Consider the following 26,703-nt stretch of genomic DNA (forward strand, 5'->3'; position numbering starts at 1 on the left):
TCCTAGTAGCGGAGCTACTCGGGCATTTCGGCAACGCCGCGAGAGTGCGTGCCAGACGCCGCGGGCCAGACGAGACTTTGCGGACACGACCTAGGCCGGCGCGCCCCCGAATTCGGCCATCGCCTCGGACACGATCGTCTCCAGGTGGCCGTGATGGGCGCCGCGCCAGTACACCCGGGAGCACTCCGTGCACTGGGCGAACACGTCGTACGCCTCCTGGGTGCCGTGTTCGAGGAGTCCGCTCACGGAGTCCTTCGCGGCCCCTGCCAGCGTGCCGTTGCACGCGGTGCAGCGGGTCCACGGGGCCAGGGCCGGGGCGAAGCGGCCGAGGACGTCGCGGAGCTGCTCCGCGGGGCGGTCGCTGTAGACGTACGCGCCCGACCAGATCTCGCGGCGGCGCAGCAGCCCGCGGTCCCGGGAGAGCAGGACGCGCCGCTCCCGTGCGGAGAGGGTGGCCAGGGCGGGGTCGCCGATGTCCTCGCTCTCGTACGCCGCGTCGACGCCCAGGAGCCGCAAGCGGCGGGCCAGCGTCCCGAGATGGACGTCGAGGAGGAAGCGCAGGGGGGCGCCGGGGACCTGCTGGGGGCGTTCCACGGCGCGTACGTCGACGTGTTCGCCGGGGCCGGGCACATGCGAGCGGGCCACCGGGGCGCCGTTCACCAGGAGCGTTCCGGCCTCGGTGAGCGGGACGCCGAGGGACTCGACGACATGGCCGAGGGTCGAGGAGCCGTCCGTGACGAGGGGCGTGGGCCCGCCGCGACGGTCGTGCGGGACGAAGAGCCGCAGTTCAGGGGCTACTTCGAGGGTGATCTCGGGTCCGTTCACCCGGCCAGGATGCCACCGGGGCGGGACGGGCTGCCAGGGATTTGGCGGGGCGTGCGCGGACCGGACGGGCGTGCGGGTGCGCGGGTGGATGTGCGTGCGGAGCCGCGCCCGGCCGCCGTCAACGCGGGGCGAACGCCGTCGGGGGCACGCCGACGGTCGCGGTGAAGTCCCGCACCAGATGGGCCTGGTCGCTGTAGCCCAGGTCCGCCGCGAGCCGCGCCCAGTCGACGGCCGGGTCGGATCCGGCGCGTTCCAGCGCCTCGTGGATGCGGTAGCGGAGGATGACCCACTTGGGGCCGACGCCGACGTACGCGGAGAAGAGCCGTTGCAGGGAGCGGGCGGAGAGCCCGGCGTCCCGGGCGAGCCGGTCGACCCGCAGCACCGTGCGGTCCGTGCGCACCCGGTCGACGACGGCCATCGCCAGCGTCGCCTGCGGATCGGGGCGGGGCTCCAGGGCCAGCAGGAAGGCGTCCAGCGCCGCGACCCGCGCGTCCTCGTCGTCCGGGTCCAGGACACCCCGGACGGGCGGCGGCAGCCGCAGCGCCCCGGTCGCGTCGGACCGCAGCCTCGTCCATGCGGACACCGGGCGTCCGGGTGCGAACGGGCGGAACCCGCCGGGCCGGAACTGCACCCCGCAGACCCGGCCGCGCCCGGCCAGCTTCCGGGCGAAGAGCCCGGGGTCGACGCCCGCGACCTCGGCGTACCCGGACCGCTCCCGGGGGCCGTCCCCGGCCTCGTACCGCTGGAAGACCAGGTTCACCGACGGGTGCGGGACCACATGGGCGGCGTACGGCTCGGTGAGGTCCCAGTCGATCAGCCAGTAGTGCTCCAGATACGGGCGCAGCCCCGCGGCCGGCTCCCGGCGGCGGAAGCGCACGTGTGTGAACAGGTCCGGGGCGTCGACGATGCCCCGGGTGTCGCGGCGAGGTCCGGCGGCCATGACCCGATTTTAGGGCCTTGCGTTCGGATCGGGACGGGCTCGCGGGGTCCGGCCCGATCCGAACGAAAGGCCCTGGTCCCGCGTCCGCCGCACGCCTGTCGTGTTTCTTCAAGACGTCGGCGGTGTGCGGGCGCAGGGTGGAGGCATGACACAGACGATCGGTGAACTGCTGGAAGCCGCCGCGGACCGGGCCCTGCCCGTCGTGCGGGGGATCGACGACGGGCAGCTGGGCGGTGGTACGCCCTGTGCCGAGTACGACGTACGGGCGCTGGTGAACCACCTGTTCCAGGTGGTCGTGAACTTCCAGGCCCTCGCGGCCCGCGAGGAGGTGGATTTCGGCCAGGAGCCGCAGTTCGTGGCGGGCGACTGGCGGGGCAGGTTCGGTGACGAGACCGCCCGGCTGGTGGAGGCGTGGAGCGTGCCGGGCGTCGAGGAGGGCACGACCGGGCAGATGGGGCTGCCGGCCCGGACGGTGGGTCTCATGGTGCTCGGCGATCTGACGGTGCACGCCTGGGACCTGGCGCGGGCGACGGGCGCGGACTTCGTGCCGGAGGAGCGCGTGCTCGACGAACTGGGGCCGGGGTTCGCGGCGATGGCTCCGCAGGCCCGGGAGATGAAGGTGTTCGGTGAGCCGTTCCCGGTGGGGGAGGGGGCTACCGCTTTCGAGCGGCTGCTGGCGGTGACGGGGCGCGATCCGGGGTGGCGTCCGGGCGGGACGGCCGGGAAGCCCGGGACGACCGGGGGCTGAGGCTGCCCAGGGGCGGTCCGGCGGGGCGCGGGGCGTCGTAGAGGGGGCCGAGGGCGGCGTGCGCGTCGTCGACGATCTCCTCGGCCAGGAGCAGCATCTCCTGCTCCGCGAGCCGGGCCGCCCGATGGGTGTACGGGGACGGGGGCGCCGGATGCCTACGGCGCCACCAGCAGTCGCAGGCCGCGTAGATGCCGCCGCCGAAGACGAGCACGGGGATGGACAGGGCCAGCAGAACGTCGCCCACGGCGGACCTCCAGATGGTCGGGTGTCCTGTGCATCGGCGTGCCCGGCGGGTCGGCTGAAGACCGGCTGTCGGCCAAATCCTCACCACATTTGGCTCGAACCGGCCGGCTGCGGGCACCGCACCACCTCGCCGCGCGCAGCCGGGTTCGGAGCACGAGGCCGCTCGAACTCCGCTCGTCCCCGGGTCAGGGCCAGACCAGGCAGTACGCCTGGTGCCCCGCGTCGTGCAGCCGGTGGGAGAAGTCCTGCCACTCGTGGAGCAGCTGGTAGACGTTGAAGGCGTCGCGCGGGCCGCCGCGGTCGGGGACCGTGGACCAGATGAAGGCCGCCGCGCCGACCGACTCCTCGCCGACGCCGCGCAGCGGGTCGACGACGGTCATCGGCAGCTTGACCACGGCGTAGTCGGGGTGGAGGACGACCAGTTCGAGCGGGGGGACCTTGTGCAGGGGTATGCCCTGGATCCCGGTCAGGACCATGGCGGCCACGGTCTCCGGCTTGATCTTGGTGAACATGCCGCCCATGCCCAGCTCGTCACCGCCGAGCTCCTCCGGGCGCATCGAGATGGGCACGCGTGCCGCGGTGGCCCCGTCCGGGGCGCCGAAGTACTTGTACGTCACCCCCATCCCGCCCCCGCTCCTGGTCCCGGGGGGCGGCGTGCTGTCCGCGCCCCTGCTCTGAGCACGCTCGGCCCTGCGCCGGTGCCGCCCTCGCCGGGCAGGCTCGGGCCCCAGGTCGTCGGTCCCCTCGCCCACTCCGCCACCGCGATGCATATCTCATCCACCCGACTACTTCTTAGGAGACACAGCCCCCGCCGCGCAACCCGATCATCGTGTCAGTGACCTCCCCCGCGGGCGTGCGGTGAAACACCTGCCCGCAAGACCGTCCGTGCCTCTGACACCATGGCATGTGTGAGCTTTCCCTATGACGCCCCAGTTTCGCAGACGCGAGGGGGCTGACGCTCTTTCGTGATACGAGGGGAGCGCGCTCCCTGCTCACCGGTGGCCGAGATTGTCAGTGATTTCCCGGCCCGGCCTCCCGATACCCGAATCGCAGATCAGGACCAAAGTGGCGTATTCATACGAAGCCCCAGTTTCGCAGTCGCTGTTCGACCGGGCGTCCGTCGTGACGCCCGGCGGCGTGAACTCTCCCGTGCGTGCCTTCCAGGCTGTGGGCGGTACGCCCCGGTTCATGGTGTCCGGCACCGGTCCGTACCTCACCGACGCCGACGGCCGTGAGTACGTCGACCTCGTCTGCTCGTGGGGGCCGATGATTCTCGGCCACTCTCACCCCGAGGTCATCGCCGCCGTCCAGGAGGCGGTCTCCCGGGGCACCTCCTTCGGTACGCCGGGTGAGGGCGAGGTCGCGCTCGCCGAGGAGATCGTGGCGCGGATCGAGCCCGTCGAGCAGGTGCGCCTGGTCTCCTCCGGCACCGAGGCGACGATGTCGGCGATCCGGCTGGCCCGCGGTTTCACGGGCCGGGCCAAGATCGTGAAGTTCGCCGGCTGCTACCACGGGCACGTGGACGCGCTGCTGGCCGCCGCCGGGTCGGGCGTGGCCACCTTCGGGCTGCCCGACACCCCGGGAGTCACGGGCGCCACGGCCGGGGACACCGTCGTGCTGCCGTACAACGACCTGGACGCGGTGCGCGCCGCCTTCGCCGCGCACCCGGGCGAGATCGCCTGCGTGATCACCGAGGCCTCGCCCGGCAACATGGGCGTCGTCCCGCCGGCGGACGGCTTCAACGCCGGCCTCAAGGAGCTGTGCGCGGCGAACGGCGCGCTGTACATCTCCGACGAGGTCATGACGGGCTTCCGTACGTCGAAGGCCGGCTGGTACGGCGTCGACGGCGTCCGGCCCGACCTGATGACCTTCGGCAAGGTGATGGGCGGCGGCTTCCCCGCAGCGGCCTTCGGCGGTCGCGGCGACGTGATGGCGCACCTGGCCCCGGCCGGCCCGGTCTACCAGGCGGGCACCCTCTCCGGGAACCCGGTCGCCACCGCCGCCGGGCTCGCCCAGCTGCGGCTGCTGGACGACGCGGCGTACGCGAAGATCGACGCGGTCTCCGCCGAGCTGCGCTCCCTGGTGGGCGACGCGCTCACCAAGGAGGGCGTCGCGCACACCGTGTCCGCCGCGAGCAACATGTTCTCCGTCTTCTTCACGGACGAGCCCGTCCGGGACTACGACGACGCCAAGAAGCAGGACGTCTTCCGCTTCACCGCGTTCTTCCACGCGATGCTGGAGCGGGGCGTCTACCTGCCGCCCTCGGCGTTCGAGTCCTGGTTCGTCTCCACGGCCCACGACGAGCGGGCGGTCGAGCGCATCGCCGCCGCCCTGCCCGCCGCCGCCCGTGCCGCGGCGGAGGCCACCGCATGAGCGGGAAGAGCACGGACCGCGAGAGCGCCGACCGCGACGAGCAGCTGACCGTGGTGCACGTGGTCCGGCACGGTGAGGTGCACAACCCGGACGGCGTGCTCTACGGGCGCCGTGCCGGCTACCACCTCTCCGACCTGGGCCGGAAGATGGCCGACCGGGTCGCCGAGCATCTGGAGAACCGCGACATCACCCATGTCGTGGCCTCCCCGCTGGAGCGCGCCCAGGAGACGGCCGCCCCCGTCGCCAAGGCGCACGGCCTCAACCTCGCCACCGACGCCCGGCTGATCGAGGCGGCCAACGTCTTCGAGGGCAAGACCTTCGGCGTCGGCGACGGCGCGCTGCGCAAGCCGGACAACTGGAAGCACCTCACCAATCCGTTCAAGCCGTCCTGGGGTGAGCCGTACATCGAGCAGGTCGTCCGGATGATGGGCGCGCTCGACGCCGCCCGGGACGCGGCGCGCGGCCACGAGGCGGTCTGCGTCAGCCATCAGCTGCCGATCTGGATCCTGCGCTCCTTCGTCGAGCGCCGCCGCCTGTGGCACGACCCGCGCAAGCGGCAGTGCACGCTGGCCTCGCTGACGAGCTTCACCTACCGGGGCGACCGGATCGTCTCGGTCGGCTACTCGGAGCCGGCCCGCGACCTGGTGCCCGTGCACCTGCTGGCCGGGGCCAAGCCGGTGAAGGGGAAGGCCGCGAAGGGACAGTCCAAGGCGTTCGGCGCGTAGTCCGACGCCACGCCACGGGACGTACGGGACCGGCTGCCGCGCACCGCGGCGGGCGGTCCCGTCCCCTTTTCCGCACCACCTACCCCACCCCCCACACACACGACCACGCCCGACCGGAGACCGGCTGAGCGCGCCACCCCGGTGAGGCCGGCCGCTGAGTGACGCGGCCCGTGCGGAAGACGCCGCCCCCCCCGGGCCGGTCACCGGCCCCCGGACAGCCCGGCTCGCCCGGCAGTTCGAAGCCACCCGCGCATGAGTTCGACGATCCAGGGAAGCCGATCCGTCGGCGCCGATCGGTGACCCCGAAACCGGTCGGTGATCCGTCGGCCGACCGCAGAACTGCGAAGGGCCACTCCCGCGTCCCCCATCAGGGCTGCTCGTAAGCGCGTGCGAGCGCCGTACGGACGTCGCGCCCGGGCCGGGCGGACGGTCGGTCGGGCTGCAAGGTAAAGCGTAAAGAAAGTCCCCAAATGCACGGAACCGACGTGTTACGCGCCCCATCTAACCCTTCAGCAGTTTGTATGAGATTGAGATAAAACGACCGCAGATGGGGACGGTATGCGCGACATCAATCGAAGGGGCCTGCTCGGGGCGGGGCTCGGCGCCGCAGCCGCGATCGGCCTCGCCGGCTGTGGCGCCTCGGGCTCCTCCGGCGACGGAGGGTCCGGCCAGGGCGGCAAAGGCGACACCGGCAACAGCGGCAGCGGCAGCGGAAACGGCGCGCCGAAGAACAAGGTCCGGCTGATCGGTGACGGCTCGACCGCCGACACCGGCAAACAGCCCAACCAGCCGCAGGCGCCCGTCCCGCTCGAACCCGGCCAGAAGCCGCCGCAGTTCGTGATCTTTTCCTGGGACGGTGCGGGCGAGGTCGGCAACGGGCTCTTCCCGCGCTTTCTCGAACTGGCCAAGGAGCACGACGCGGCCATGACGTTCTTCCTCTCCGGCATCTATCTGCTGCCCGAGTCGAAGAAATCCCTCTACCGTCCGCCGAACAACCCCCGCGGCGCCTCCGACATCGGCTATCTCACCGACGATCACGTCAAGGACACACTGAAGTACGTGCGCCAGGCGTGGCTGGACGGCCATGAGATCGGCACCCACTTCAACGGGCATTTCTGCGGTGGTTCCGGATCCGTCGAGCGCTGGACGCCCGCGCAATGGCACAGCGAGATCAATCAGGCTGTGTCCTTCGTCACGGAATGGCGGACGAACACCGGCTGGGAGAACGAGGATCCGCTTCCGTTCGACTATCGCAAGGAACTGATCGGCGGCCGCACACCCTGCCTGCTCGGTCAGGACAATCTCCTGCCGACCGCGAGCAAACTGGGCTGGCGCTACGACGCCAGCTCGCCGGGCGGCCGTCAGACCTGGCCCGTGAAGCGCGGCGGCGTCTGGGATCTGCCGCTGCAGGCGATGCCGTTCCCCGGGCACTCCTTCGAGGTGCTCTCGATGGACTACAACATCCTCGCCAATCAGTCGCAGAATTCGACGAAGGGCATGCCCTCGCGTTATCCGGGCTGGCGCACCCAGGCGACCGGCGCGTATCTCGCCGGTTTCCAGCGCGCGTACGAGTCGAATCGCGCGCCGTTCTACATCGGCAACCACTTCGAGGAGTGGAACGGCGGTATCTATATGGACGCCGTGGAAGAAGTGATCAAGAAGGTGGCGGACAAGGACGACGTGCGTCTCGTCTCGTTCCGGCAGTACGTCGACTGGCTCGACGTTCAGGATCCCGCCGTGCTCGCCAAGCTCCGGACGCTGGACGTCGGACAGGCGCCCGCCGGCGGCTGGAACTCCTTCTTTAAACAGGCTTGACAAGGGGCTTTACGGGCACCGAGGGGGGCGCGGGGAAGCCCGGAATCTGCCATGCGAAACTTTTCACATGAGCTTTGGCCGCGCGTCCCGACGCCGCTTCACCCTGCTCGCCGCCACCGCTGTGGCCGGTGCCCTGACGCTGTCCGCGTGCGGCGGGGGCAGTAAGGCCGGAGGCGGCGGCAACACCAACTTCGTCGCCGGCAGCGGGGGCATCTCCACCGTCGCGAAGGGCGACCGGGTGGCGGCGCCGAAGCTCGACGGCGAGGGTCTGGACGGCAAGCCGCTCGACCTCGCCGACTACAAGGGCAACGTCGTCGTGCTCAACGTCTGGGGCTCCTGGTGCGGCCCCTGCCGACTGGAGGCGAAGTACTTCGCGCAGGTCTCCGAGGAGACGGCGGACCAGGGCGTCCGGTTCGTCGGCATAAACACCCGGGACCCCGAGCGGGACAAGGCGATCAACTTCGAGAAGGACTACGGGGTCGAGTACCCGAGCTTCTACGACCCGATCGGCAAGCTCATCCTCCGCTTCCCCAAGGGCACCCTGAACCCGCAGGCCATCCCGTCCACCGTGGTCATCGACCGGGACGGGAAGATCGCGGCCCGCACGCTCCAGGCGCTCGACGCGGACGAGTTGCGCAAGATGATCGACCCGATCATCGCGGAGAAGTGATCCAGTGATCCCGCTCGCCGCCCACCACGAGGCCGTCACGCTGGCCGCGTACAACGAGACCGTCATGACCGGGACCCTCCTGGTGTCCCTGCCGATCGCCCTGCTGGCCGGCCTCATCTCGTTCTTCTCCCCGTGCGTGCTCCCCCTCGTGCCCGGCTATCTGAGCTACGTCACCGGGGTCAGCGGTACCGACCTCGCCGACGCGCGCCGGGGCCGGGTCGTCACGGGGGCCGCCCTCTTCGTGCTCGGCTTCACCGCCGTGTTCGTCTCCGGCGGGGCCCTCTTCGGCTACTTCGGCCAGGAGCTCCAGTCGCACGCCGGGGTGCTCAACAAGATCCTCGGCGTCCTGATGATCCTCATGGGGATCTTCTTCATGGGGCTCCTGCCGGGGGTGACGATGCGCGAGTTCCGGTTCCACAAGCGGCCGGTGACCGGGCTGGCCGGCGCACCGGTGCTGGGCGCGCTCTTCGGGATCGGCTGGACCCCCTGCATGGGGCCGACCTTCGCGGCCGTGAGCACGCTGGCGTTCACCGAGGGCACCGCCGGACGCGGCGCGATACTGACCGTCGCGTACTGTCTCGGTCTCGGTGTCCCGTTCATCCTCGCCGCGGTCGCCTTCCGCAAGGCGCTCGGCGCGTTCGACTGGGTCAAGCGCCACTACGCGTGGGTGATGCGGATCGGCGGCGGCATGATGATCGTGACCGGGATCCTGCTGCTGACCGGCGTGTGGGCCACGTTCATGCAGCACATGCAGAGCTGGACCACCGGCTTCGTTGTAGGGATCTGAGTTCATGAGCAAGTCGAACAGCACGGAGACGCGGCAGCGCGAGGCCGAGCGCGACCAGGGCTCCGCCCACGGCGCGGCGGGCGAACGGCTCTCCACCGCGCCGCGCGAGGAACGCCCCGACACCGGGGCGGGCGTACCCGCGATGAGCGTGATCGGCTGGGCGCGCTGGTTCTGGCGTCAGCTCACCTCGATGCGGGTGGCGCTGATCCTGCTCTTCCTGCTCTCCCTCGGGGCCATCCCGGGGTCGCTGATCCCGCAGACCAGCGTCGACGACATGAAGGTGCAGGCCTTCAAGGACCAGCACACCACCCTCACCCCGATCTACGAGAAGCTCCAGCTCTTCGACGTCTACAGCTCGGTGTGGTTCTCCGCGATCTACATCCTGCTGTTCGTCTCGCTCATCGGCTGCATCGTGCCGCGCACCGGCCAGTTCGTGGGCCAGCTGCGCAGCCGCCCGCCGGGCGCGCCGAAACGGCTGACCCGGCTGCCCGCGTACACCACCTGGCGCACCGGGGCCGAGCCCGAGGAGGTCCGTGAGGCGGCCCTCGCCGTCCTGCGCAAGCGGCGCTTCCGGACGCACGTGGTGGGCGACGCGGTCGCCGCCGAGAAGGGCTACCTCCGCGAGGCCGGGAACCTGGCCTTCCACATCGCCCTGATCGTGATGCTGGTGGCCTTCGCCTCCGGGCAGCTCTTCAAGTCCGAGGGCGGCAAGCTGATCGTCGAGGGCGACGGCTTCTCCAACACGCTCACCCAGTACGACGACTTCAAGTCGGGTTCGCTCTACGACTCCGACTCGCTGGCGCCGTTCAGCTTCGTGCTCGACGACTTCGTCGGTACGTACGAGAAGAGCGGCCCGCAGCGCGGCACCCCGCGGACCTTCGAGGCCCGGGTGACGTACACCGAGGGGGCCGAGGGCGCGGAGCGCAGGGGCGTCATCAAGGTCAACGAGCCGCTCGTCGTGGACGGCACCAAGGTCTATCTGATCGCCCACGGCTACGCGCCCGTCGTCACCGTCCGGGACGGCAAGGGGAAGGTCGTCTCGCGGTCCGCGGTCCCGCTGCTGCCGATCGACAACAACATCACCTCGTCCGGCGCCATCAAGGTGATGGACGGCTACAAGGACAAGAACGGCAAGAAGACCCAGCTGGGCTTCAAGGCCTTCTTCGTGCCGACGTTCGCCGGCGAGGGCAAGGGCCAGATGTTCTCGCAGTTCCCCGCCCTGGACTTCCCCGTGCTGGCGCTCAGCGCCTACCAGGGCTCCCTGGGCGTCGACTCCGGGCTGGCGCAGAACGTCTACCAGCTCGACACGTCCAAGATGAAGGAGTTCAAGGGCGAGGACGGCGAGCTCCTCAAGAAGATGATGATGCCGGGCGAGAAGCTGGACCTGCCCGACGGCGCCGGATCCATCACCTTCGACGGGGTCGAGGAGTGGGCCAGCTTCCAGATCTCGCAGCAGCCGGGCAACGGCTGGGCGCTCGGCGGAGCCGTCGCCGCCATCGCCGGCCTAGCCGGCTCGCTGTTCATCCAGCGCCGCCGCGTGTGGGTGCGGGCGGTCCGGGGCGCCGACGGCGTCACGGTCGTGGAGATGGCGGGCCTGGGCCGCAGCGAGTCCGCGAGGCTCCCCGAGGAACTGGGCGACCTGTCGGCCGCTCTGGTCACCACGGCGCCCGTCGCCCCCGCCGCCGCGGAGGCCCCGGACACGCCGGAGAAACCGGACACGCCGGACGGGCCCGGCACGACCGGCGCCACGACCGATGCCACGAACGAGGCCGGGAGCCGGCCCGTACATCCTGCCGAAGCACCTGCCGAAGGGGCTGAGAAGTGAATCTCGCCGCCGCAACCAACGAGAGCCTGGCGAACACCAGCAATGTGCTGATCTATTCGTCGATGGCCGTCTACACCCTGGCCTTCTTCGCTCACATCGCGGAGTGGGTGCTCGGCAGCCGCAGCAAGGTCGGCCGCACCGCCGCCGCGCTGTCCGCCTCCGGAGCGGGCGCCGCCGCCTCCGCCGCCACCGGGGGGAAGGCGCGTGCCGGTGGCACGGCCGTGCTGGACCGGCCCGAGGTCATCACCCGTTCCGCCACCGGTACGCGTGACGTGCCCGACGGCCCGGGTGCGGCCGGCGGCACGTTCAAGGGCGACCTGTGGGGCCGGATCGCGGTCTCGCTGACCGTGGTGGCGTTCCTCGTCGAGGCCGGCGGCGTCGCCACCCGCGCCCTGTCGGTGCAGCGGGCCCCCTGGGCCAACATGTACGAGTTCTCCATCACCTTCTCGACGGTGGCGGTCGGCTCCTACCTGGTGCTGCTCGCACTGAAGAAGAACGTCCGCTGGATCGGCCTCCCGCTGGTCACCACCGTCCTGCTGGACCTTGGCATCGCGGTCACGACGCTCTACACCGACAGTGACCAGCTGGTGCCCGCGCTGCACTCGTACTGGCTGTGGATCCACGTCTCGACCGCGATCATCTGCGGCGCCGTCTTCTACCTCGGCGCGGTCGGCACGGTCCTCTACCTCTTCCGCGACAGCTACGAGAGCAAGCTCGCCTCCGGCGGCACGCCCGGGAAGTTCGCCAGCTCGGTCATGGAGCGGCTGCCCTCGGCGTCCTCGCTGGACAAGTTCTCGTACCGGATCAACGCGGCCGTCTTCCCGCTGTGGACGTTCACGATCATCGCCGGCGCGATCTGGGCGGGCGACGCCTGGGGCCGGTACTGGGGCTGGGACCCCAAGGAGGTCTGGTCCTTCATCACCTGGGTCGCCTACGCCGCCTATCTGCACGCCCGCGCCACCGCCGGCTGGAAGGGCCGCAAGGCCGCCTACCTGGCGCTCGTCGCGTTCGCCTGCTGGCTGTTCAACTACTACGGCGTGAACATCTTCGTCTCCGGCCTGCACTCCTACGCGGGGGTCTGAGCCGGCACACCACCACGGCGGCCCCGGGCGGACAACCGTCCGGGGCCGCCGCATGTGCCGCGTCAGCCCAGCGGGGTGTCCAGGACCGCCTTGCGGTGGCTGAACGTCTCCAGGGAGTACGGGCCGTGGTAGCTGCCCATGCCGCTCTCGCCGACCCCGCCGAACGGCAGGTCCGAGACGGTGAGATGGGCCAGCGGCAGGCCGATGCCGACCGCCCCCGAGGACGTCTCCGCCAGCAGCCGCTCCCGTACGGTGTCGGAGTCGGTGAACGCGTACAGCGCCAGCGGCTTGTCCCGGTCGTTGATGAAGCCGATCGCCGCGTCCAGGCCGTCCACCGTGATCAGCGGCAGGATCGGTCCGAAGATCTCCTCGCCCATCACCGGCGCGTCCGGGGCGACGTCGGCCAGCACGGTCGGGGCGATGTACTTCGTCGCCCGGTCGTGGACGCCTCCCGCCACCGTCCGCCCGGAGTCCAGCAGCCCGGTCAGCCGGTCGAAGTGACGCTCGTTCACGATCCGCCCGTACTCGGGGTGGTCCGCCGGGTCCGCGCCGAACCGCTTCTCCACCGCGCCCGCCAGCGCGTCCGCGAGGGCCGGCGCGGTCTCCGGGTCGGTCAGGACGTAGTCGGGGGCCACACAGGTTTGCCCGGCGTTGAGGAACTTCCCCGCGACCAGCCGGGCGGCCACCGCCGCCAGGTCCGTGCCCCGGTCGACGAAGGCCGGGGACTTGCCGCCCAACTCCAGGGTGACGGGCGTCAGATGCTTCGCGGCGGCGGCCATCACGATCCGGCCCACCGTGCCGTTGCCGGTGTAGAAGATGTGGTCGAAGCGCTGCTCCAGCAGGGCCGTCGTCTCCTCGACCGCGCCCTCGACGACCGCGACCGCCTCGGGGTCCAGATACCGCGGCAGCAGCCGGGCCACGGCGGCGGAGGTCGCGGGCGCCAGCTCGCTGGGCTTGGCCACCACGCAGTTCCCCGCCGCGAGCGCGCCGACGACCGGGGCGAGCAGCAGTTGCACCGGGTAGTTCCACGGCGCGATGACCAGGACGACGCCGAGCGGCTCCAGCACGGAACGGGCCTCGGCGCCCGTGGGGGCGAGGTGCGGCGGTACGGGGGCGGGCTCGGGGCGCAGCCAGTCGGCCAGGTGCTCCAGCGTGTGGTCGATCTCCCGCACCGTGAAGTCGATCTCGGTGCGGTACGCCTCCTTGCGGCCCTTGCCGAGATCGGCGCGTAGCGCGTCCGCGAGATCGTCGCCGTGCTCGGTGAGGAGGGAGCGCAGCCGCTCCAGTTGGTCCGTGCGCCAGGCGAGGTCCTTGGTGCGGCCGGTGCGGAAGGAGGCCCGGAGGCGGGCGACGAGTTCGGCGGGGGTCTCGGACATGTGGGGGGCTCCTCAGGGGTGGGCGCGCGGGCGGGCCCGCGCTGCTGCTACCCCTCCGAGGATGGCCGACGACACCCCCACGACGTGCTCACCGCGCCGGTCGGAAAGATCACCCCGGCGGGCCGGAATACCCGGTCAGGACGTGGGCGGGGTCTTGTCGTCGGGGGCCGTACCGCCGTCGCGGCGGCCCCGCTCCTCCTCGGCTTCGGCCTCGGCGTCCTTGTCGTCCTTGAGCGACTTGAGGAAGTCCGGGTTGTCGTCCGGGGCCACCCACTGCTGCCGCCCGCGCCGCTGCCAGGACGCGGGTCCCGTGCCTCCGGCCCTGTTGTGGCGCTTCTTGCCGGCGGCGAGCCACACGACCGGGCCGACGATCCAGAACAGCAGGATGATGAAGACCCAGGCGACCTTCGGCAGATGCTTGGTGTCCTCCTCCGTGGTGTTCAGGCAGTCGATGAACGCGTAGATCGTCAGAGCCAGCGGGACGATGAACATCAGGGCTCTCATGGTGCGTCCCCCAGGAAGCGGCGGCGGGCGAAATGAAGCCCGGTGTCGCGGCCAGGGTACCGGCTCGGCATGAAGGAACCGGGGCCCGGAGCCGGACCCGCGGGGCGGGTGTGCGGACGGTCGGCGGCGTTTCGGCGCGCGGCGCGGGGGGAGCCCCGGCGGGGCCGCGGGGGCGGGGATGACAAACTGGACCGCATGGCTTACGACGATCTTCGCTCCCTGCTCCGGGCTCTTGAGCGCGATGGTGATCTCAAGCGCGTCAAGGTCGAGGTCGACCCCCACCTGGAGGTCGGCGAGATCGTCGACCGGGTCAACAAGGCGGGCGGGCCCGCCCTGCTGTTCGAGAACGTCAAGGGGTCCTCGATGCCCCTGGCCATGAACGTCTTCGGTACCGACCGGCGCCTCCTGAAGGCCCTCGGACTGAAGTCGTACAGCGACATCAGCGACAAGATCGGCGGACTCGTCAAGCCGGAGCTGCCCCAGGGCTTCGTCGGGGTGCGGGAGGCCTTCGGGAAGCTCGGCTCGATGGTGCACGTGCCGCCGAAGAAGGTGAAGTCCGGCGACGCGCCGGTGCAGGAAACGGTGCTGACCGGCGACGACGTCGACCTGGACCAGCTGCCCGCGCTGTTCACCTGGCCCGAGGACGGCGGCTCCTTCTTCAACCTCGGCCTCACCCACACCAAGCACCCCGAGAACGGCGTCCGGAACCTGGGCCTCTACCGGCTCCAGCGGCACGACAAGCGCACCATCGGGATGCACTGGCAGATCCACAAGGACAGCGCCAACCACTACCAGGTCGCGGCGAGGCGCGGTGAGCGGCTGCCCGTCGCCATCGCCTTCGGCTGCCCGCCCGCCGTGACGTACGCCTCCACCGCGCCGCTGCCCGGGGACATCGACGAGTACCTCTTCGCCGGGTTCGTCCAGGGCAAGCGGATCGAGATGGTCGACTGCAAGACCGTGCCGCTCCAGGTCCCCGCGCAGGCGGAGGTCGTCATCGAGGGCTGGCTGGAGCCGGGCGAGATGCTCCCCGAGGGGCCGTTCGGGGACCACACAGGCTTCTACACCCCGCAGGAACCGTTCCCCGCACTGACCATCGACTGCGTCACCATGCGCAAGCGGCCGCTGCTCCAGTCCATCGTGGTGGGCCGCCCGCCGACCGAGGACGGGCCGCTGGGCCGGGCCACGGAACGTTTCTTCCTGCCGCTGCTGAAGATCATCGTGCCGGACATCGTGGACTACCACCTCCCCGAGGCGGGCGGTTTCCACAACTGCGCGATCGTCTCGATCGACAAGAAGTACCCGAAGCACGCCCAGAAGGTGATGAGCGCGATCTGGGGCGCGCACATGATGTCGCTGACCAAGCTGATTGTGGTGGTCGACTCCGACTGCGACGTCCACGATCTGCACGAGGTCGCCTGGCGGGCGCTCGGCAACACCGACTACGCCCGCGACCTCATGGTCACCGAAGGGCCGGTCGACCACCTGGACCACGCCTCGTACCAGCAGTTCTGGGGCGGCAAGGCGGGCATCGACGCCACGAGGAAGCTGCCCACCGAGGGCTACACCCGGGACGGCGGATGGCCGGAGATGGTCGTCTCCGACCCGGAGACGGCGGCGAAGGTCGACCGTCGCTGGAAGGAATACGGGCTGTGAGCAGTACGGCGGAAGCGGCGTCCGTTCCCGGGCCCGCGCCCTCGGACAGCAAGGTGAAGGCCTTCCTGCGGCTCGTGATGATCGAGCACTCGGTCTTCGCGCTGCCGTTCGCGTACATCGCCGCGCTGACCGCGATGTTCCTGCTGGACGGCACCATCCATTGGGGCACGCTGCTGCTCGTCACGCTGGCGATGGTGGGGCTGCGGACGTTCGCGATGGCCGCCAACCGGATCATCGACCGGGAGATCGACGCCCGGAACCCGCGCACCGCGGGCCGTGAGCTGGTGACCGGCGCGGTGTCGGTGAAGTCCGCGTGGACCGGCGCGCTCGTCGCGCTGGCCGTCTTCCTGGGCGCGGCGGCCCTGCTCAACCCGCTGTGCCTGGTGCTGGCGCCGCTGGCCGTCGTGCCGATGGTGGTCTATCCGTACGGCAAGCGGTTCACGAACTTCCCGCACGCCATCCTGGGACTCGCGCAGGCCATCGGGCCGGTCGGCGCCTGGCTCGCGGTGACCGGCAGCTGGTCGTGGGACGCGGTGATCCTCGGGCTCGCCGTGGGGATCTGGATCGGCGGCTTCGACCTGATCTTCGCCTGCCAGGACGTCCGGGCGGACCGGGCCCACGGGGTGCTGTCCTTTCCGGCGCGCTTCGGGATTCCGGCCGCGCTGTGGGGCGCGCGGGTGTGCCACACGGTCACGACCGGGCTGCTGGTGTGGTTCGGTCTTGCCACGGACGCCGAGGTCTTCTACTGGATCGGCATGGCGATCGTCGCGGTGGCGTTCGTCTACGAGCACCGGGTGGTGCGGCCGCACGATCTGTCCCGGCTGAACCGGGCGTTCTTCTCGGTGAACGGCTTCATCGGCATCGCGCTGTTCGCCTGCGCGCTGCTCGACCTGCTGGTGCGCGGCCTGACGCCGTGAGGTCCTTCAGACCGTGACCAGGTTGTCCGGGGCGCGGCGCGGGCGGCGGAAGAGGAAGGCCGCCGCCACGCCGCCGGCCAGCCCGAACAGGTGGCCCTGCCAGCTGACGCTCGTGTCGGTCGGCAGGACGCCCCACAGCAGTGAGCCGTAGACCACGGCGACGCCGACGCCTATGAGGACGTCCCAGGGGCGGCGGTCCACGAAGCCGCGGACCAGCAGATAGCCGAGCAGCCCGAAGACCACGCCGGACGCGCCGAGCGTGATGGTGTTCGCCGGGGCGGTCAGCCAGACGCCGAGGCCGCTGACCAGGATGATCGTCACGACGACGGCGGCGAACCGGCGCAGCCCCGCGAGGGCGGCGATGAAGCCGAGGACCAGCAGCGGGACGCTGTTGGAGGCCAGGTGCTCCCAGCCGCTGTGCAGGAACGCGGCGGGCACCACGTCCCGCAGCTCCGCCGCCTCGCGCGGGCTGATGCCGTAGGTGTCCAGGGCGTTGCCCGTGGCGGTGTCGATCCCTTCGAGGATCCAGAGCAGGGCCACCCAGCCCGCCATCAGGAGCCCGGCGGTCAGGGCCCGCGCACCGCCGGTGGTGCCGTTGCCCGTGGCGCGGTCGGTGGTCCAGTAGTCGCCCATGGTCTGCCCCTGCCCCCGGTTGCCCGTCACTCGGTGAACGTCTGCGGCGCCCGCCCGGTTCCGGGTGCCGGGCGCGAGGGCGTGCCGGATAGGCTCGCAGGTGTGGAATCCAGGACTTCAGTGACTGATCAGCAGCGGCGGCCTTGGATTGTCGGGGTGTCCGGTGCTTCGGGTACCCCGTTCGCGGCCGCGGTTCTGCGCGGGCTGCTGGCGGCGGGCGAGAGCGTGGACCTGGTGGTGAGCCGGGCCTCGCGGCTCACGCTGCTGGACGAGACCGGTATCGCGTTCCGGGACGGGCACTGGCGGGAGGATCTGCGGGCCTGGCTGGAGCGGGGGGCCGACGGGAAGCCGGACGCGTTCGCGGTGGGGGACGCGGCGCTGGAGCGCGTACGTCATTGGCCCGCCGGTGATCTGGCGGCCGGGCCGTCCTCCGGGTCGTACCCGGCGAAGGGGATGCTCATCGTGCCGGCCTCGACGGCCTGTGTGGCCGGAGTGGCGCTCGGTCTGTCGAAGGATCTGCTCCAGCGGGCCGCGAGCGTGACGCTCAAGGAGCGCCGCCCGCTCGTCGTCGCGGTGCGCGAGACTCCGCTGAGCGGCCAGACGCTGAAGCAGATGGTGGCCCTGGACGAGGCGGGCGCGATCGTGCTGCCCGCCTCTCCGGCGTTCTACGCGGGTGCGACGCATATCCAGGATCTGGTGGATTTCGTCGCGGGGCGGGTGCTGGACGCGGGAGGCGTGCCGCACCGGCTCTACCGCCGTTGGGAAGGAGAGCTCGGTGGCGGTTCCCGAGACCCTCAGGACCGATAGGTCCTGTTCAGTCAGGTCCTGGTCAGCGCTTCTTGTGCGCGCGCGGGGTGCGGGTCTTGTCGACGCGGTGCGCGGCGGCGGGCTGGTGGGCACGCGAGCGGTTGGCCAGGTCCTGCAGCTCGCGCATCCGGGCGTAGGCCATCTCGATCGTGTACACGGTGAAGTTCACTCCTGAAGATTCGAAAGCATTTCTTGGATGTTCTAGAAGATTTGCAGGGCCTCAGCCCTACATGCCTTAGATTCTACACGTAAACTCGCGGTACTGCTGAACAATGGAAGGTTTCAGTCATATGGACGCGGTGGACAGGCAGCTCATCCAGGCCCTCAGGGAGAACGGCAGGGCCTCGTACGCCGAGCTGGGACGGCTCGTGGGGCTCTCCGGGCCCAGCGTCACCGACCGCATCAACCGGCTGGAAACCGCCGGGGTCATCACCGGCTACCGCGCCACCGTCGACTCCGCGTCGCTGGGGCTCGGCGTGACCGCGCTGATCGGGATCTCGCTCTCGGACGCGGCCGACCACGAGGACGTGGCGCGGCGGCTGAAGGACCTCGCGGAGATCGAGGACTGCTGGTTCATCGCGGGCGACGACTCGTACATGCTGAAGGTCCGGGTCGGCGACGTGGACGGTCTTGAGAAGACGATCCGCCGCCTCAGCGGTACGAAGGGCGTCTCCCGGACGCGTACGACGATCGTGCTCTCCACCAAGTGGGAGAACCGGGTCGGAGAACTCCCCGAAGAGGCGTAGGCGTACGGTTGGTCGGAGTCTGATACACGGAGATATGGGAGGCGCCCTAGTGGACGCGGGACTCAAGCGCGAGCTGGAGGAGAAGGTCCGGGCCGGCGAGCGGCTGACCCGCGAGGACGGGATCGCCCTCTACGCCTCCGACGACCTGGCGTGGCTGGGCGGGCTGGCGCACGAGGTGCGCACGCGCAAGAACGGCGACGTGGTGCACTTCAACGTCAACCGGCACCTCAACATGACCAACGTGTGCACTGCCTCGTGCGCGTACTGCTCGTTCCAGCGCAAGCCGGGCGAGAAGGACGCGTACACGATGCGCATCGAGGAGGCCGTCCGCCTCGCCAAGGCGATGGAGGGCGAGAGCCTCACCGAGCTGCACATCGTCAACGGACTCCACCCGACGCTGCCGTGGCGCTACTACCCGCGCTCGCTCAGCGCGCTGAAGGAAGCCCTCCCGGACGTCGCGCTGAAGGCGTTCACGGCGACGGAGATCCACCACTTCGAGACGATCTCCGGCCTCTCGGCCTCCGAGATCCTCGACGAGCTGATCGAGGCCGGTCTCGAATCGCTGACCGGCGGCGGCGCGGAGATCTTCGACTGGGAGGTCCGCCAGCACATCGTCGACCACCGCACCCACTGGGAGGACTGGTCGCGCATCCACCGCCTCGCGCACGAGAAGGGGCTCAAGACCCCCGCGACGATGCTGTACGGGCACATCGAGGAGCCCCGTCACCGCGTCGACCACGTGCTGCGGCTGCGGGAGATGCAGGACGAGACCGGCGGCTTCCAGGTCTTCATCCCGCTGCGCTACCAGCACGACTTCGTGGACATGAAGGACGGCAAGGTCCGCAACAAGCTCCAGGCCCGCACCACGATGGCGACCGGCGCCGAGGCGCTGAAGACCTTCGCGGTCTCCCGGCTGCTCTTCGACAACGTGCCGCACGTCAAGGTGTTCTGGGTGATGCACGGTGTGCAGACCGCCCAGCTCGCGCTGCAGCACGGCGCGGACGACATGGACGGCTCGGTCGTCGAGTACAAGATCACGCACGATGCCGATGACTTCGGAACCCCGAACAAGCTCGGCCGCGAGGATCTGCTGGACCTGATCCGCGACGCCGGTTTCCGGCCGGTCGAGCGGAACACCCGGTACGAGATCCTGCGCGAGTACCCGGGTCCCGAGGCGGACCGGCGCGAGTCGCCGCAGCCGATGCGCGTCTGACGCCCGTCCTGTCCGACCCCGCACCGAACGAAAGCCCCGGCCGCCGTCCCCGGCCGGGGCTTTCTCGCGTTTCGGACAGAGTTGAGCCATGCGGGCTGTAATAGTTACTCTGCCACTATGGCACTTACCTTCGAGCTGGATCCCTCGTTCACCCCCGCCCTGCGCGACGGCATCACCGCCCTCTGGGCCGATGTCACCAACGCGGGCGGAGCCGTCGGCTTCGTTCCGCCCGTCACGGCCGAGGAGGTCCGGCCCGACCTGCTCAAACACCTCGTGGCCATCGAGCAGGGCCGCGCCCGGCTGCTCGTCGGCCGCGACGAGGAGGGCGCCGTCGCCGCCACCGCCTTCCTCACCCTCAACGACCACCGGCTGATGAAGCACTGGCTGTGGCTCTACACCGTCATGGTCCACCCCCGCCACCAGGGCAAGGGGTACGGCCGCGACCTCATGGCCGCCGCCGCCGACGCCGCCCGCTCCGTCGAGGGCATCGAGGCGATCCGCCTCACCTGCCGGGGCGGCACCGGCGCCGACCGCTTCTACGCCGCCTGCGGATACAAGGAGGTCGGCCGGGTGCCGGACGCGATCCGGGTCGCCCCCGACGACGACCGGGACGACATCGTCATGCTGCTCCGGCTGTGAGGCCCGGGGCGCGGATCGTGCGGTGCTGCCGGGCCCCGGCAACCCCCTGAACCGAGAGAATTCGGGCCATGCTTCACTGGACGGGCAGAAGCGTGTCGAGAGTCCATGGGAAGAGAGAGGGCCAGCCGTGTCCGCTGCCAAGCCGAGCGCGTTGATCCGTTACACGGCGTTGCGCCTGTTGATCTTCGTCGGCTGCTTCCTCGCCGCCGGTGTCGCCGTCCACTTCGGGCTGGTGCCCGCAGGGCTCGGGGGCTCCAACGTCGTCTGGGTGATCCTCCTCGGTCTCCTGCTCTCCGCCCCGCTCAGCTACGTGCTGCTGCGCAAGCAGCGCGACGAGATGTCCGAGCAGATCGTCTCCACCGTCGACCGCACCAAGGCGCGCCTCGACGCCAACCGCACCCGCGAGGATGCGGTCCAGTAACGCCTGTAGGCGCCACGTAAGCTTCCTCACACACGCGCGCCGCGCGCACCCCTTCTCCGCCGGACCCCGGGCGGGAGCCAACAGGCTCCAGCACCGGGGTCCGCGGCGTTCTCCGCTGGTTTACGCCGCTTTCCAGCCATTCCCGCGCGGCGGACCTCTGCTCGGAAGCCAAAGAAAGGCTTTGAGGTTCCCAAAGTTCAAGTGTTAACGTATTCGACGTGAAGACAGCAGCGCGCCCCCGTCATGCCGCGAGCATCCCGCTCGTGGCGCGCCTGCATGTCGATCTCTGCCGCTGTATGTCCGCGGTCTGTTGCCGCGAGGTCTGATACGGCATCATGCAGCGGCGCCGCCCCCGACGCGGGCGCCGCGACCCCGTCCCCGTTCCACCGCACGACCGCACGGTTGCCTCCGTGCGTCCCGATGCGTCCCCAGTTGGAGTGTGTCCGTGTCCGCGAACCCCGCGTCCGCCGCCCCCGAGGCCGAGGAGCCCACCGGCTCCGGCTCCGGGTCCCGTCCCCGAATATCCAGGTTCCCGTTCTGGGCCCAGATCGTCGTCGGTCTGGTCCTGGGTGTGCTGCTCGGCTGGCTGGCCCGCAGCCAGGACCTCGGCTGGCTCGTCACCACCCTCGACGAGATCGGCTCGCTCTTCGTCCAGCTGCTGAAGCTGGCCGTCGCCCCGCTGGTCTTCTTCGCGATCCTCGTGTCGATCACCAACCTGCGCCAGGTCAACAACGCCGCCCGGCTCGCGACCCGCACGCTGCTCTGGTTCATGATCACCTCGCTGATCGCGGTCGCCATCGGCCTCGCGATCGGGCTGGTCACCAACCCGGGCTCCGGCACCGGCCTCACGCCGAAGGACGGCGCGCTCTCCGAGACCAAGGGCAGCTGGATCGACTTCCTGACCGGCATCGTCCCGGACAACGTGATCACGCCGTTCACCGAGCTGAACGTGCTCCAGATCGTGTTCATGGCCGCCGTCGCCGGCATCGCCGCCCTCAAGCTCGGCGACAAGGCCCAGCCGATCCTCACCCTCAGCCAGTCGATCCTGGAGCTGCTCCAGAAGGCCCTGTGGTGGGTCATCCGCCTCGCCCCGATCGGCACCGTCGGCCTCATCGGCTACGCCATCGCCGACTACGGCTGGGACCTCATCGGCAAGTACGCGACCTTCACCGCCGACGTCTACATCGGCTGCGCCCTGGTGATGTTCGGCGTCTACCCGCTGCTCCTGGCCACCGTCGCCAAGGTCAGCCCGCTCCAGTTCTTCAAGGGCGCCTGGCCCGCGATCCAGCTGGCCTTCGTCTCCCGCTCCTCGGTCGGCACCATGCCGGTCACCCAGAAGGTCACCGAGCGCCTCGGCGTTCCGAAGGAGTACGCCTCCTTCGCCGTCCCGTTCGGCGCGACCACGAAGATGGACGGCTGCGCCGCGATCTACCCGGCGCTGGCGGCGATCTTCATCGCGCAGATCTTCGATGTGCAGCTGGGCATCGGCGACTACCTCCTGATCGCCTTCGTCTCGGTGATCGGCTCGGCGGCCACCGCCGGTCTCACCGGCGCGACGGTCATGCTGACCCTCACCCTGTCCACGCTGGGCCTCCCGCTGGAGGGCGTCGGCCTGCTGATGGCCATCGACCCGATCCTGGACATGATGCGCACCGCCACCAACGTGGCCGGCCAGGCGCTGGTCCCGGTGATCGTCTCGGCCCGGGAGAAGATCCTCGACCACGACGCGTACAACTCGGCCTCGGCGTCCCCGATCGACTCCTTCGGTGACAGCGACCAGGACGAGGTCCGCGACGCGGAGCCCAAGAGCGCGGTGCCCGTCACCGCCTAGCGCCTCTCGGCCCCGGCAGTCCTGTCAGTGCCCCCGGCCCACGTCTTCGTACGTGGGCCGGGGGCGCCGTCGTGTCCGCGCGCGGTCAGGGGCGCTGGAAGAGGACCTCGGGGTTGGCCGGGGTCGGGCCGTTCAGCAGCCGGGCCGGCCGGCCGCGCAGGCTCCGGTCGAAGAAGGCCGTCACATAGCTCCGGGTGATCGTGGTCGAGCGGGCGGCGGAGAGCGGCGCGTCCGGGTCCTCGATGCCGAGCTGTTCACCGATCTCCGGGGTGTCCGTGAAGGTGAAGTGCCCGGAGTCCCGCACTGTCAGCCACCGCTTCCAGCCGTCCAGCCGGTCCCAGGCGTCGTCCCAGGACGTGTCGGAGCCGGGACCGTGCCCGGGGTCGGTGCCCAGCATCAGGAACGGCCGCCCGCCCAGCCCCCTGGCGGCGACCGGGTCGAAGAACGTGCCGTCCATGTTGACCGTTCCTAGCCAGTGTCCATGAGTGGGTGTTGGACCCATTCATGTGTTCTGGGCGCATCCCGAACGGTTTTGGGTGCGCTGGGTTGCCGCTTTCGCGTCCCGTTCGGTGGCACGTCTCTGGGGGCGTGTTCCGTGGCGGGTGGGCGGGTTCCCTCACGCTCTCGTGCACCTTGCCCGGCCTGGGCGGTCCGATGCCCGACACGATCTCTCCGGTCGTGTGGGGGCGGTGCCGTCCGACGCCGGATCGGGTGTCCGAGGGCGCGTCTCCCGATCGCGATACCGGCGGCATCGTGACGGGACATCTTTCGTCGGGGTGTGGTCAGCGGCTTCTGCCAGTGCTGTCCACCCCATATCGAGGTGTAGGCCGGATCGACCGCGACGATCGCCAGACCTTGTTCGGCGGCCATCGATACCAGCCGGGCCTTGAGCTTCCCGGTCGGGATGCCGGAGATCAGCTGCCGGAAGCGTTTCCTGCGGCCGTGCTTCTCCCGGGTCTTCTCCGCGCTGAAGTCGAGGTCCTCGATACCGATCGCAGCCACACCGCACTGTTTGGCCCAGTGCAGGAGCCGGGTCAGGGCGTGGCGGATCTGCGCGTCACGGTGCGATGTGGTGCCGGAGAGGTCGTAGGCGAAGCGGTGCGGTTCACCGACCGGGTTGCCGTACTGGTCCAGGCGGTAGGCGGCGAAGTGATCGGCGTTGGTGTCGACACCGATCACACCCCCGGCCCGGGCGGCCTCCCACGGGATGGCCTGCACGAGAGGGCGTTGCCAGGACGCGGTCACATACCAGCGGCCCCGGCCCGTGTCGAGGTGAATCCGGTAGGCGACAGCCCGATTGCCTTCGATACGGTCGGCCCACTCCACACCCCGGTGCACGAACACCACCACTGAGGCGAGGGTGTAGCGCCCGTGCTTGGCGTTGGCGAGGTGCGCAAGTGGGGCGGGCAGTTTGATACTGACCTGGCCGGTGGGGGTGACGCGGATCGTCTCGTTTCCGAACCGCTTCCCCGACTCACCGTCCGCCGCCAGGAACCAGCGTTCCGCCTCCCACCGCCCACGCCACCGCTCTTCGGTGAGCCCGGCCTCCGCTAGGTGGTGCCGGGTATTGAGGAGCCGCTTGCCGCCCCGCACGACCCGCACCCGACCCGCACGCCAGTCCTTCACCACAGTGGCGTGCCGTGCTTCCAGGTCCGCCAGTCGGCGGGACTTACGGAACCACTCTCCCTTGGACCGGTAGCCACCCGCCGCACGATGGGTGCCCTTCGCTCCTACCGGTAGCGACAGCCGGTGGTGCAGTGTCCGAATCCCGGCTTCCAGCGACCGGATGTGCGCGGCCTGGCAGCGCCGGGCCAGCGCCCACTGATCATGGGTGGCCTTCGTGAGCGCCCCGGCGATCCGCGACGACGACACCTTCGTCAGACCCCGCTTACGCGCAGCCCAGATATCAGCACCATGCTCCAGGCCGTCTGCGCAGCGAACCTTCAGATCTCGGGAAGCGAGCACACCCTGGTACTCGCCGACCGCCCGCAGCACCCGTTCGTCCTCGGGGGTGAGGTGCTTGAGACGGTCCCGCACCGCCACCCCCGAAGGACCCGGCACCACAAACGGCCCCGCCAACCCGCGCACACCCCCCACCGCCACACACCCCCACCCCAAGGCCATACAGTCCGTCACTCAGCACAACGAGCAACCACCACCAAGGTCACCCATTCGACCCCAGAACGCCTGTTCTCGCCCTCACCCGTCCCGCCACCGGACCCACTCCCGGACGCTACAACCCATTCATGCACACCAAACCAGCAGCAGTTTTTGACCCCTCTCCTCCGCCGGTCGCATCGGGCCGTCCCCGCCGTCGGTGATCGCTCGCCACGACGCCGGGCCGCGCGCCGCCGTACCCTGGGGCGGGAGCAGGGCAGTGGGGGCGGGGAGGATCCGGACGTGGGTGCAGTGAAGAGCAAACGGATGCCGCGCGCCGTGCGCGAGCAGCAGATGATGGACGCCGCGGTGCGGACCTTCGGGCAGCGCGGCTACCGGGCCGCCTCGATGGACGAGATCGCGGAGCTGGCGGGCGTGTCCAAGCCGTTGGTCTACCTGTATCTGAATTCCAAGGAGGAGCTGTTCTCCGCCTGCATCCGGCGCGAGGCGAACGCCCTGCTGGAGGCGGTGCGGGCCGGGGTGGAGCCGGGGCTGCCCGCCGACGGCCAACTGTGGGCGGGGCTGCGGGCGTTCTTCCTCCACACCGCCGAGAACCCGGACGGCTGGTCGGTCCTGCACCGCCAGGCGCGTTCGCACGGGGAGCCGTTCGTCAGCGAGCTCGGGGGCATGCGGGACGAGATCGTCGCGTTCGTGACGGGGCTGATCGGGGCCGCCGCCCGCGAGGCGCACAGCGACCCCGCACTCGCGGACCGGGATGTGGCGGGGCTCGCGCAGGCGCTGGTGGGGGCCGCGGAGTCGCTGGCGGGCTGGGCCAACGACACCCCGGACGTCTCGGCGAAGGAGGCTGCGGCGACCCTCATGAACTTCGCCTGGGCGGGCCTGGAGAACCTGATGCACGCCCGCCCCTGGCAGCCCCCGGCCGCCTAGGAAGCCTCTCGGCCCACCGACCCCACGAGGTGCACGCGCCCGTCGGGGCCGCGCAGTTCGAAGGCGTTCCCGGCGGCGTCGGCCGCGTACGTCACGGTGGCGGGCAGCAGGACGGGGGCCTTGAAGCCGGCCCGTACGGAACGGATCGGGGCCGGGTCGCCGGCCTCGGCCAGGCAGCGGGCGACCGTCCACATGCCGTGCGCTATGGCCCGGGGGAAGCCGAACAGCCGGGCGGTCAGCGGGTGCAGATGGATCGGGTTGCGGTCCCCGGAGACGGCTCCGTACCGCCGTCCCAGATCACCGGGCAGCCGCCATTCGGCGCGGGCGGGCAGGGCGTCGGCGGCCGGTGGGACGGCGGTGACGGGGCCTTGTACGGCTGTCACCCGGTCCGGCGTCGCGCGGCTCCCCGCCGCCCGGCCCGGCGTGGCCTGCCGGTGGCGGGACAGATAGCCGCTGCGCGACTCCCACACCAGCTCCCCGCCCACCCGGGCCTCGGTCGTCATCGTGACCTCGGTGCCCCGCCGGTGCGGCGTCAACTCCTGCGCGTACACCGAAAGTTCGAGCGGTTCAGCGGGCCCCACGACCCGGTGCGGGGTGATCTCGATCCAGGTGTGGACGAGCCCGAGCACCGGCAGCGGGAAGGCGCGCCCGGTCATCAGCCGCATGGTGAGCGGGAAGGCCAGCACATGCGGGTACGTGAGCGGCAGCGCCCCGGACTCCGCGTACCCGCAGATCGTCCCGTACGCGGCGAGGGGGCCGGGCGCGACGGGTGCGGCCGGGCGGGTGAGGCGGCCGGGGGGCAGCGCGGCGTCCGGTCGTCCGGCGCGCTTGAACGGCGAGGCGAGGGCCCCGCGCGCGAGTGAGGCGCTGAGTGAGGTCATCGGG

27 protein-coding genes and 1 pseudogene are annotated in these 26,703 nt (G+C 70.6%); 17 read left to right on the plus strand and 11 right to left on the minus strand.

The window, feature by feature from the left end:
* Positions 1-90: 90 nt before the first annotated feature.
* Positions 91-825 carry a Mut7-C RNAse domain-containing protein gene (locus ACIQRW_RS33435; protein ID WP_403767733.1) on the minus strand — a complete coding sequence of 245 codons (735 nt, stop codon included), beginning with the start codon at positions 823-825 and terminating at the stop codon, positions 91-93.
* 118 nt (positions 826-943) lie between these two features.
* On the minus strand, positions 944-1,765 hold the full coding sequence (locus ACIQRW_RS33440) for a DUF6597 domain-containing transcriptional factor (protein WP_403767736.1): 822 nt from the start codon (positions 1,763-1,765) through the stop codon (positions 944-946).
* Between the two features lie 145 nt (positions 1,766-1,910).
* On the opposite strand from ACIQRW_RS33440, the gene ACIQRW_RS33445 reads away from it, so the two are divergent.
* Positions 1,911-2,513, plus strand: coding sequence for a TIGR03086 family metal-binding protein (locus ACIQRW_RS33445; RefSeq protein WP_403767738.1), 603 nt, complete (start codon positions 1,911-1,913; stop codon positions 2,511-2,513).
* Here ACIQRW_RS33445 and ACIQRW_RS33450 read toward each other — a convergent pair.
* Positions 2,419-2,757 (minus strand): hypothetical protein, encoded by a 339-nt coding sequence (locus ACIQRW_RS33450; RefSeq protein WP_403767741.1) that lies wholly within the window; start codon positions 2,755-2,757, stop codon positions 2,419-2,421. The two genes, ACIQRW_RS33445 and ACIQRW_RS33450, sit on opposite strands and share 95 nt — an antisense overlap.
* Positions 2,758-2,941: 184 nt before the next feature.
* Positions 2,942-3,526, minus strand: coding sequence for a hypothetical protein (locus ACIQRW_RS33455; protein ID WP_073746161.1), 585 nt, complete (start codon positions 3,524-3,526; stop codon positions 2,942-2,944).
* Positions 3,527-3,857: 331 nt separating this feature from the next.
* On the opposite strand from ACIQRW_RS33455, the gene hemL reads away from it, so the two are divergent.
* The 7 genes from hemL to ccsB all read left to right on the plus strand — a co-directional run bounded on the left by hemL (position 3,858) and on the right by ccsB (position 12,033).
* Complete coding sequence (gene hemL, locus ACIQRW_RS33460; RefSeq protein ID WP_403768078.1) at positions 3,858-5,129, plus strand: glutamate-1-semialdehyde 2,1-aminomutase; 1,272 nt, start codon at positions 3,858-3,860, stop codon at positions 5,127-5,129.
* Positions 5,126-5,854, plus strand: a complete 729-nt coding sequence (locus ACIQRW_RS33465) for a histidine phosphatase family protein (RefSeq protein WP_403767744.1) — start codon at positions 5,126-5,128, stop codon at positions 5,852-5,854. The genes hemL and ACIQRW_RS33465 overlap by 4 nt, the downstream gene beginning before the upstream one ends.
* A 558-nt stretch (positions 5,855-6,412) precedes the next feature.
* Entirely contained in the window at positions 6,413-7,669 is a 1,257-nt protein-coding gene (locus ACIQRW_RS33470) for a hypothetical protein (RefSeq protein ID WP_403767747.1), read from the plus strand.
* A gap of 67 nt (positions 7,670-7,736) precedes the next feature.
* Positions 7,737-8,339, plus strand: coding sequence for a TlpA family protein disulfide reductase (locus ACIQRW_RS33475; RefSeq protein WP_403767750.1), 603 nt, complete (start codon positions 7,737-7,739; stop codon positions 8,337-8,339).
* A gap of 64 nt (positions 8,340-8,403) precedes the next feature.
* Positions 8,404-9,126 (plus strand): cytochrome c biogenesis CcdA family protein, encoded by a 723-nt coding sequence (locus tag ACIQRW_RS33480; RefSeq protein WP_251145395.1) that lies wholly within the window; start codon positions 8,404-8,406, stop codon positions 9,124-9,126.
* A 4-nt stretch (positions 9,127-9,130) separates the two neighbouring features.
* Positions 9,131-10,951 (plus strand): cytochrome c biogenesis protein ResB, encoded by a 1,821-nt coding sequence (locus ACIQRW_RS33485; RefSeq protein WP_403767753.1) that lies wholly within the window; start codon positions 9,131-9,133, stop codon positions 10,949-10,951.
* Positions 10,948-12,033 (plus strand): c-type cytochrome biogenesis protein CcsB, encoded by a 1,086-nt coding sequence (gene ccsB, locus ACIQRW_RS33490; protein WP_403767756.1) that lies wholly within the window; start codon positions 10,948-10,950, stop codon positions 12,031-12,033. The genes ACIQRW_RS33485 and ccsB overlap by 4 nt, the downstream gene beginning before the upstream one ends.
* A 62-nt stretch (positions 12,034-12,095) precedes the next feature.
* Here the strand turns inward: ccsB and ACIQRW_RS33495 are convergent, their stop codons facing one another.
* A complete protein-coding gene (locus tag ACIQRW_RS33495; protein WP_403767759.1) occupies positions 12,096-13,409 on the minus strand; it encodes an aldehyde dehydrogenase family protein in 1,314 nt (437 codons plus the stop codon).
* Between the two features lie 135 nt (positions 13,410-13,544).
* The gene (locus tag ACIQRW_RS33500; protein ID WP_403768081.1) at positions 13,545-13,901 is read right to left on the minus strand and encodes a PLD nuclease N-terminal domain-containing protein; all 357 of its coding nucleotides are present in this window, start codon (positions 13,899-13,901) and stop codon (positions 13,545-13,547) included.
* A 207-nt stretch (positions 13,902-14,108) separates the two neighbouring features.
* Between ACIQRW_RS33500 and ACIQRW_RS33505 the strand changes: the two genes are divergently transcribed.
* Both ACIQRW_RS33505 and mqnP read left to right on the plus strand, forming a co-directional pair.
* Complete coding sequence (locus tag ACIQRW_RS33505; RefSeq protein WP_403767762.1) at positions 14,109-15,566, plus strand: menaquinone biosynthesis decarboxylase; 1,458 nt, start codon at positions 14,109-14,111, stop codon at positions 15,564-15,566.
* Positions 15,563-16,483 (plus strand): menaquinone biosynthesis prenyltransferase MqnP, encoded by a 921-nt coding sequence (mqnP, locus tag ACIQRW_RS33510; protein WP_403767765.1) that lies wholly within the window; start codon positions 15,563-15,565, stop codon positions 16,481-16,483. The genes ACIQRW_RS33505 and mqnP overlap by 4 nt, the downstream gene beginning before the upstream one ends.
* A gap of 6 nt (positions 16,484-16,489) precedes the next feature.
* Here mqnP and ACIQRW_RS33515 read toward each other — a convergent pair whose 3' ends face one another.
* Positions 16,490-17,116 (minus strand): rhomboid family intramembrane serine protease, encoded by a 627-nt coding sequence (locus ACIQRW_RS33515; RefSeq protein ID WP_403768084.1) that lies wholly within the window; start codon positions 17,114-17,116, stop codon positions 16,490-16,492.
* Positions 17,117-17,236: 120 nt separating this feature from the next.
* On the opposite strand from ACIQRW_RS33515, the gene ACIQRW_RS33520 reads away from it, so the two are divergent.
* Positions 17,237-17,923, plus strand: coding sequence for a UbiX family flavin prenyltransferase (locus ACIQRW_RS33520; RefSeq protein ID WP_403767768.1), 687 nt, complete (start codon positions 17,237-17,239; stop codon positions 17,921-17,923).
* A gap of 22 nt (positions 17,924-17,945) precedes the next feature.
* On the opposite strand, the gene ACIQRW_RS33525 is transcribed toward ACIQRW_RS33520, so the two are convergent.
* Positions 17,946-18,092 carry a hypothetical protein gene (locus ACIQRW_RS33525; protein ID WP_007460445.1) on the minus strand — a complete coding sequence of 49 codons (147 nt, stop codon included), beginning with the start codon at positions 18,090-18,092 and terminating at the stop codon, positions 17,946-17,948.
* 121 nt (positions 18,093-18,213) lie between these two features.
* Here ACIQRW_RS33525 and ACIQRW_RS33530 point away from each other — a divergent pair, with 121 nt between their 5' ends.
* The 5 genes from ACIQRW_RS33530 (at position 18,214) to ACIQRW_RS33550 (ending at position 22,773) form a co-directional block, all read left to right on the plus strand.
* Positions 18,214-18,669 (plus strand): Lrp/AsnC family transcriptional regulator, encoded by a 456-nt coding sequence (locus tag ACIQRW_RS33530; protein ID WP_018961621.1) that lies wholly within the window; start codon positions 18,214-18,216, stop codon positions 18,667-18,669.
* Between the two features lie 49 nt (positions 18,670-18,718).
* Positions 18,719-19,882, plus strand: a complete 1,164-nt coding sequence (gene mqnE / locus ACIQRW_RS33535; RefSeq protein WP_265603948.1) for an aminofutalosine synthase MqnE — start codon at positions 18,719-18,721, stop codon at positions 19,880-19,882.
* 117 nt (positions 19,883-19,999) lie between these two features.
* Positions 20,000-20,521 carry a GNAT family N-acetyltransferase gene (locus ACIQRW_RS33540; protein ID WP_403767772.1) on the plus strand — a complete coding sequence of 174 codons (522 nt, stop codon included), beginning with the start codon at positions 20,000-20,002 and terminating at the stop codon, positions 20,519-20,521.
* Between the two features lie 127 nt (positions 20,522-20,648).
* Positions 20,649-20,942 (plus strand): DUF4229 domain-containing protein, encoded by a 294-nt coding sequence (locus tag ACIQRW_RS33545; RefSeq protein ID WP_215106163.1) that lies wholly within the window; start codon positions 20,649-20,651, stop codon positions 20,940-20,942.
* A gap of 445 nt (positions 20,943-21,387) precedes the next feature.
* Positions 21,388-22,773 (plus strand): dicarboxylate/amino acid:cation symporter, encoded by a 1,386-nt coding sequence (locus ACIQRW_RS33550; protein ID WP_403767775.1) that lies wholly within the window; start codon positions 21,388-21,390, stop codon positions 22,771-22,773.
* 85 nt (positions 22,774-22,858) lie between these two features.
* On the opposite strand, the pseudogene ACIQRW_RS33555 reads toward ACIQRW_RS33550, so the two are convergent.
* Together ACIQRW_RS33555 and ACIQRW_RS33560 are read right to left on the minus strand one after the other, a co-directional pair.
* A pseudogene (locus ACIQRW_RS33555) lies at positions 22,859-23,236 on the minus strand (alpha/beta hydrolase); the annotation flags it as partial.
* 5 nt (positions 23,237-23,241) lie between these two features.
* The gene (locus ACIQRW_RS33560) at positions 23,242-24,897 is read right to left on the minus strand and encodes an IS200/IS605 family accessory protein TnpB-related protein (protein WP_403767777.1); all 1,656 of its coding nucleotides are present in this window, start codon (positions 24,895-24,897) and stop codon (positions 23,242-23,244) included.
* Between the two features lie 276 nt (positions 24,898-25,173).
* On the opposite strand from ACIQRW_RS33560, the gene ACIQRW_RS33565 reads away from it, so the two are divergent.
* Positions 25,174-25,818 carry a TetR/AcrR family transcriptional regulator gene (locus ACIQRW_RS33565; RefSeq protein WP_403767779.1) on the plus strand — a complete coding sequence of 215 codons (645 nt, stop codon included), beginning with the start codon at positions 25,174-25,176 and terminating at the stop codon, positions 25,816-25,818.
* Here the strand turns inward: ACIQRW_RS33565 and ACIQRW_RS33570 are convergent.
* The gene (locus tag ACIQRW_RS33570) at positions 25,815-26,699 is read right to left on the minus strand and encodes a MaoC/PaaZ C-terminal domain-containing protein (RefSeq protein WP_403767781.1); all 885 of its coding nucleotides are present in this window, start codon (positions 26,697-26,699) and stop codon (positions 25,815-25,817) included. The two genes, ACIQRW_RS33565 and ACIQRW_RS33570, sit on opposite strands and share 4 nt — an antisense overlap.
* Positions 26,700-26,703: the final 4 nt, after the last annotated feature.

The sequence above is a fragment of the Streptomyces sp. NPDC091287 genome, assembly GCF_044768525.1.
In the GTDB taxonomy this organism is placed as follows: Bacteria; Actinomycetota; Actinomycetes; order Streptomycetales; family Streptomycetaceae; genus Streptomyces.

What these genes read in the sequence shown, in the direction of transcription:
- ACIQRW_RS33495 (WP_403767759.1), bottom strand. Translation starts at nt 13,409, where the DNA reads ATGTCCGAGACCCCCGCCGAACTCGTCGCCCGCCTCCGGGCCTCCTTC.
- ACIQRW_RS33480 (WP_251145395.1), top strand. Translation starts at nt 8,404, where the DNA reads ATGACCGGGACCCTCCTGGTGTCCCTGCCGATCGCCCTGCTGGCCGGC.
- ACIQRW_RS33485 (WP_403767753.1), top strand. Translation starts at nt 9,131, where the DNA reads ATGAGCAAGTCGAACAGCACGGAGACGCGGCAGCGCGAGGCCGAGCGC.
- ACIQRW_RS33570 (WP_403767781.1), bottom strand. Translation starts at nt 26,699, where the DNA reads ATGACCTCACTCAGCGCCTCACTCGCGCGCGGGGCCCTCGCCTCGCCG.
- ACIQRW_RS33470 (WP_403767747.1), top strand. Translation starts at nt 6,413, where the DNA reads ATGCGCGACATCAATCGAAGGGGCCTGCTCGGGGCGGGGCTCGGCGCC.
- ACIQRW_RS33530 (WP_018961621.1), top strand. Translation starts at nt 18,214, where the DNA reads ATGGACGCGGTGGACAGGCAGCTCATCCAGGCCCTCAGGGAGAACGGC.
- ACIQRW_RS33445 (WP_403767738.1), top strand. Translation starts at nt 1,911, where the DNA reads ATGACACAGACGATCGGTGAACTGCTGGAAGCCGCCGCGGACCGGGCC.
- ACIQRW_RS33540 (WP_403767772.1), top strand. Translation starts at nt 20,000, where the DNA reads ATGGCACTTACCTTCGAGCTGGATCCCTCGTTCACCCCCGCCCTGCGC.
- ACIQRW_RS33560 (WP_403767777.1), bottom strand. Translation starts at nt 24,897, where the DNA reads ATGGCCTTGGGGTGGGGGTGTGTGGCGGTGGGGGGTGTGCGCGGGTTG.
- ACIQRW_RS33500 (WP_403768081.1), bottom strand. Translation starts at nt 13,901, where the DNA reads ATGTTCATCGTCCCGCTGGCTCTGACGATCTACGCGTTCATCGACTGC.
- ACIQRW_RS33475 (WP_403767750.1), top strand. Translation starts at nt 7,737, where the DNA reads ATGAGCTTTGGCCGCGCGTCCCGACGCCGCTTCACCCTGCTCGCCGCC.
- ACIQRW_RS33440 (WP_403767736.1), bottom strand. Translation starts at nt 1,765, where the DNA reads ATGGCCGCCGGACCTCGCCGCGACACCCGGGGCATCGTCGACGCCCCG.
- ACIQRW_RS33465 (WP_403767744.1), top strand. Translation starts at nt 5,126, where the DNA reads ATGAGCGGGAAGAGCACGGACCGCGAGAGCGCCGACCGCGACGAGCAG.
- ACIQRW_RS33505 (WP_403767762.1), top strand. Translation starts at nt 14,109, where the DNA reads ATGGCTTACGACGATCTTCGCTCCCTGCTCCGGGCTCTTGAGCGCGAT.
- ACIQRW_RS33455 (WP_073746161.1), bottom strand. Translation starts at nt 3,526, where the DNA reads ATGCATCGCGGTGGCGGAGTGGGCGAGGGGACCGACGACCTGGGGCCC.
- ACIQRW_RS33515 (WP_403768084.1), bottom strand. Translation starts at nt 17,116, where the DNA reads ATGGGCGACTACTGGACCACCGACCGCGCCACGGGCAACGGCACCACC.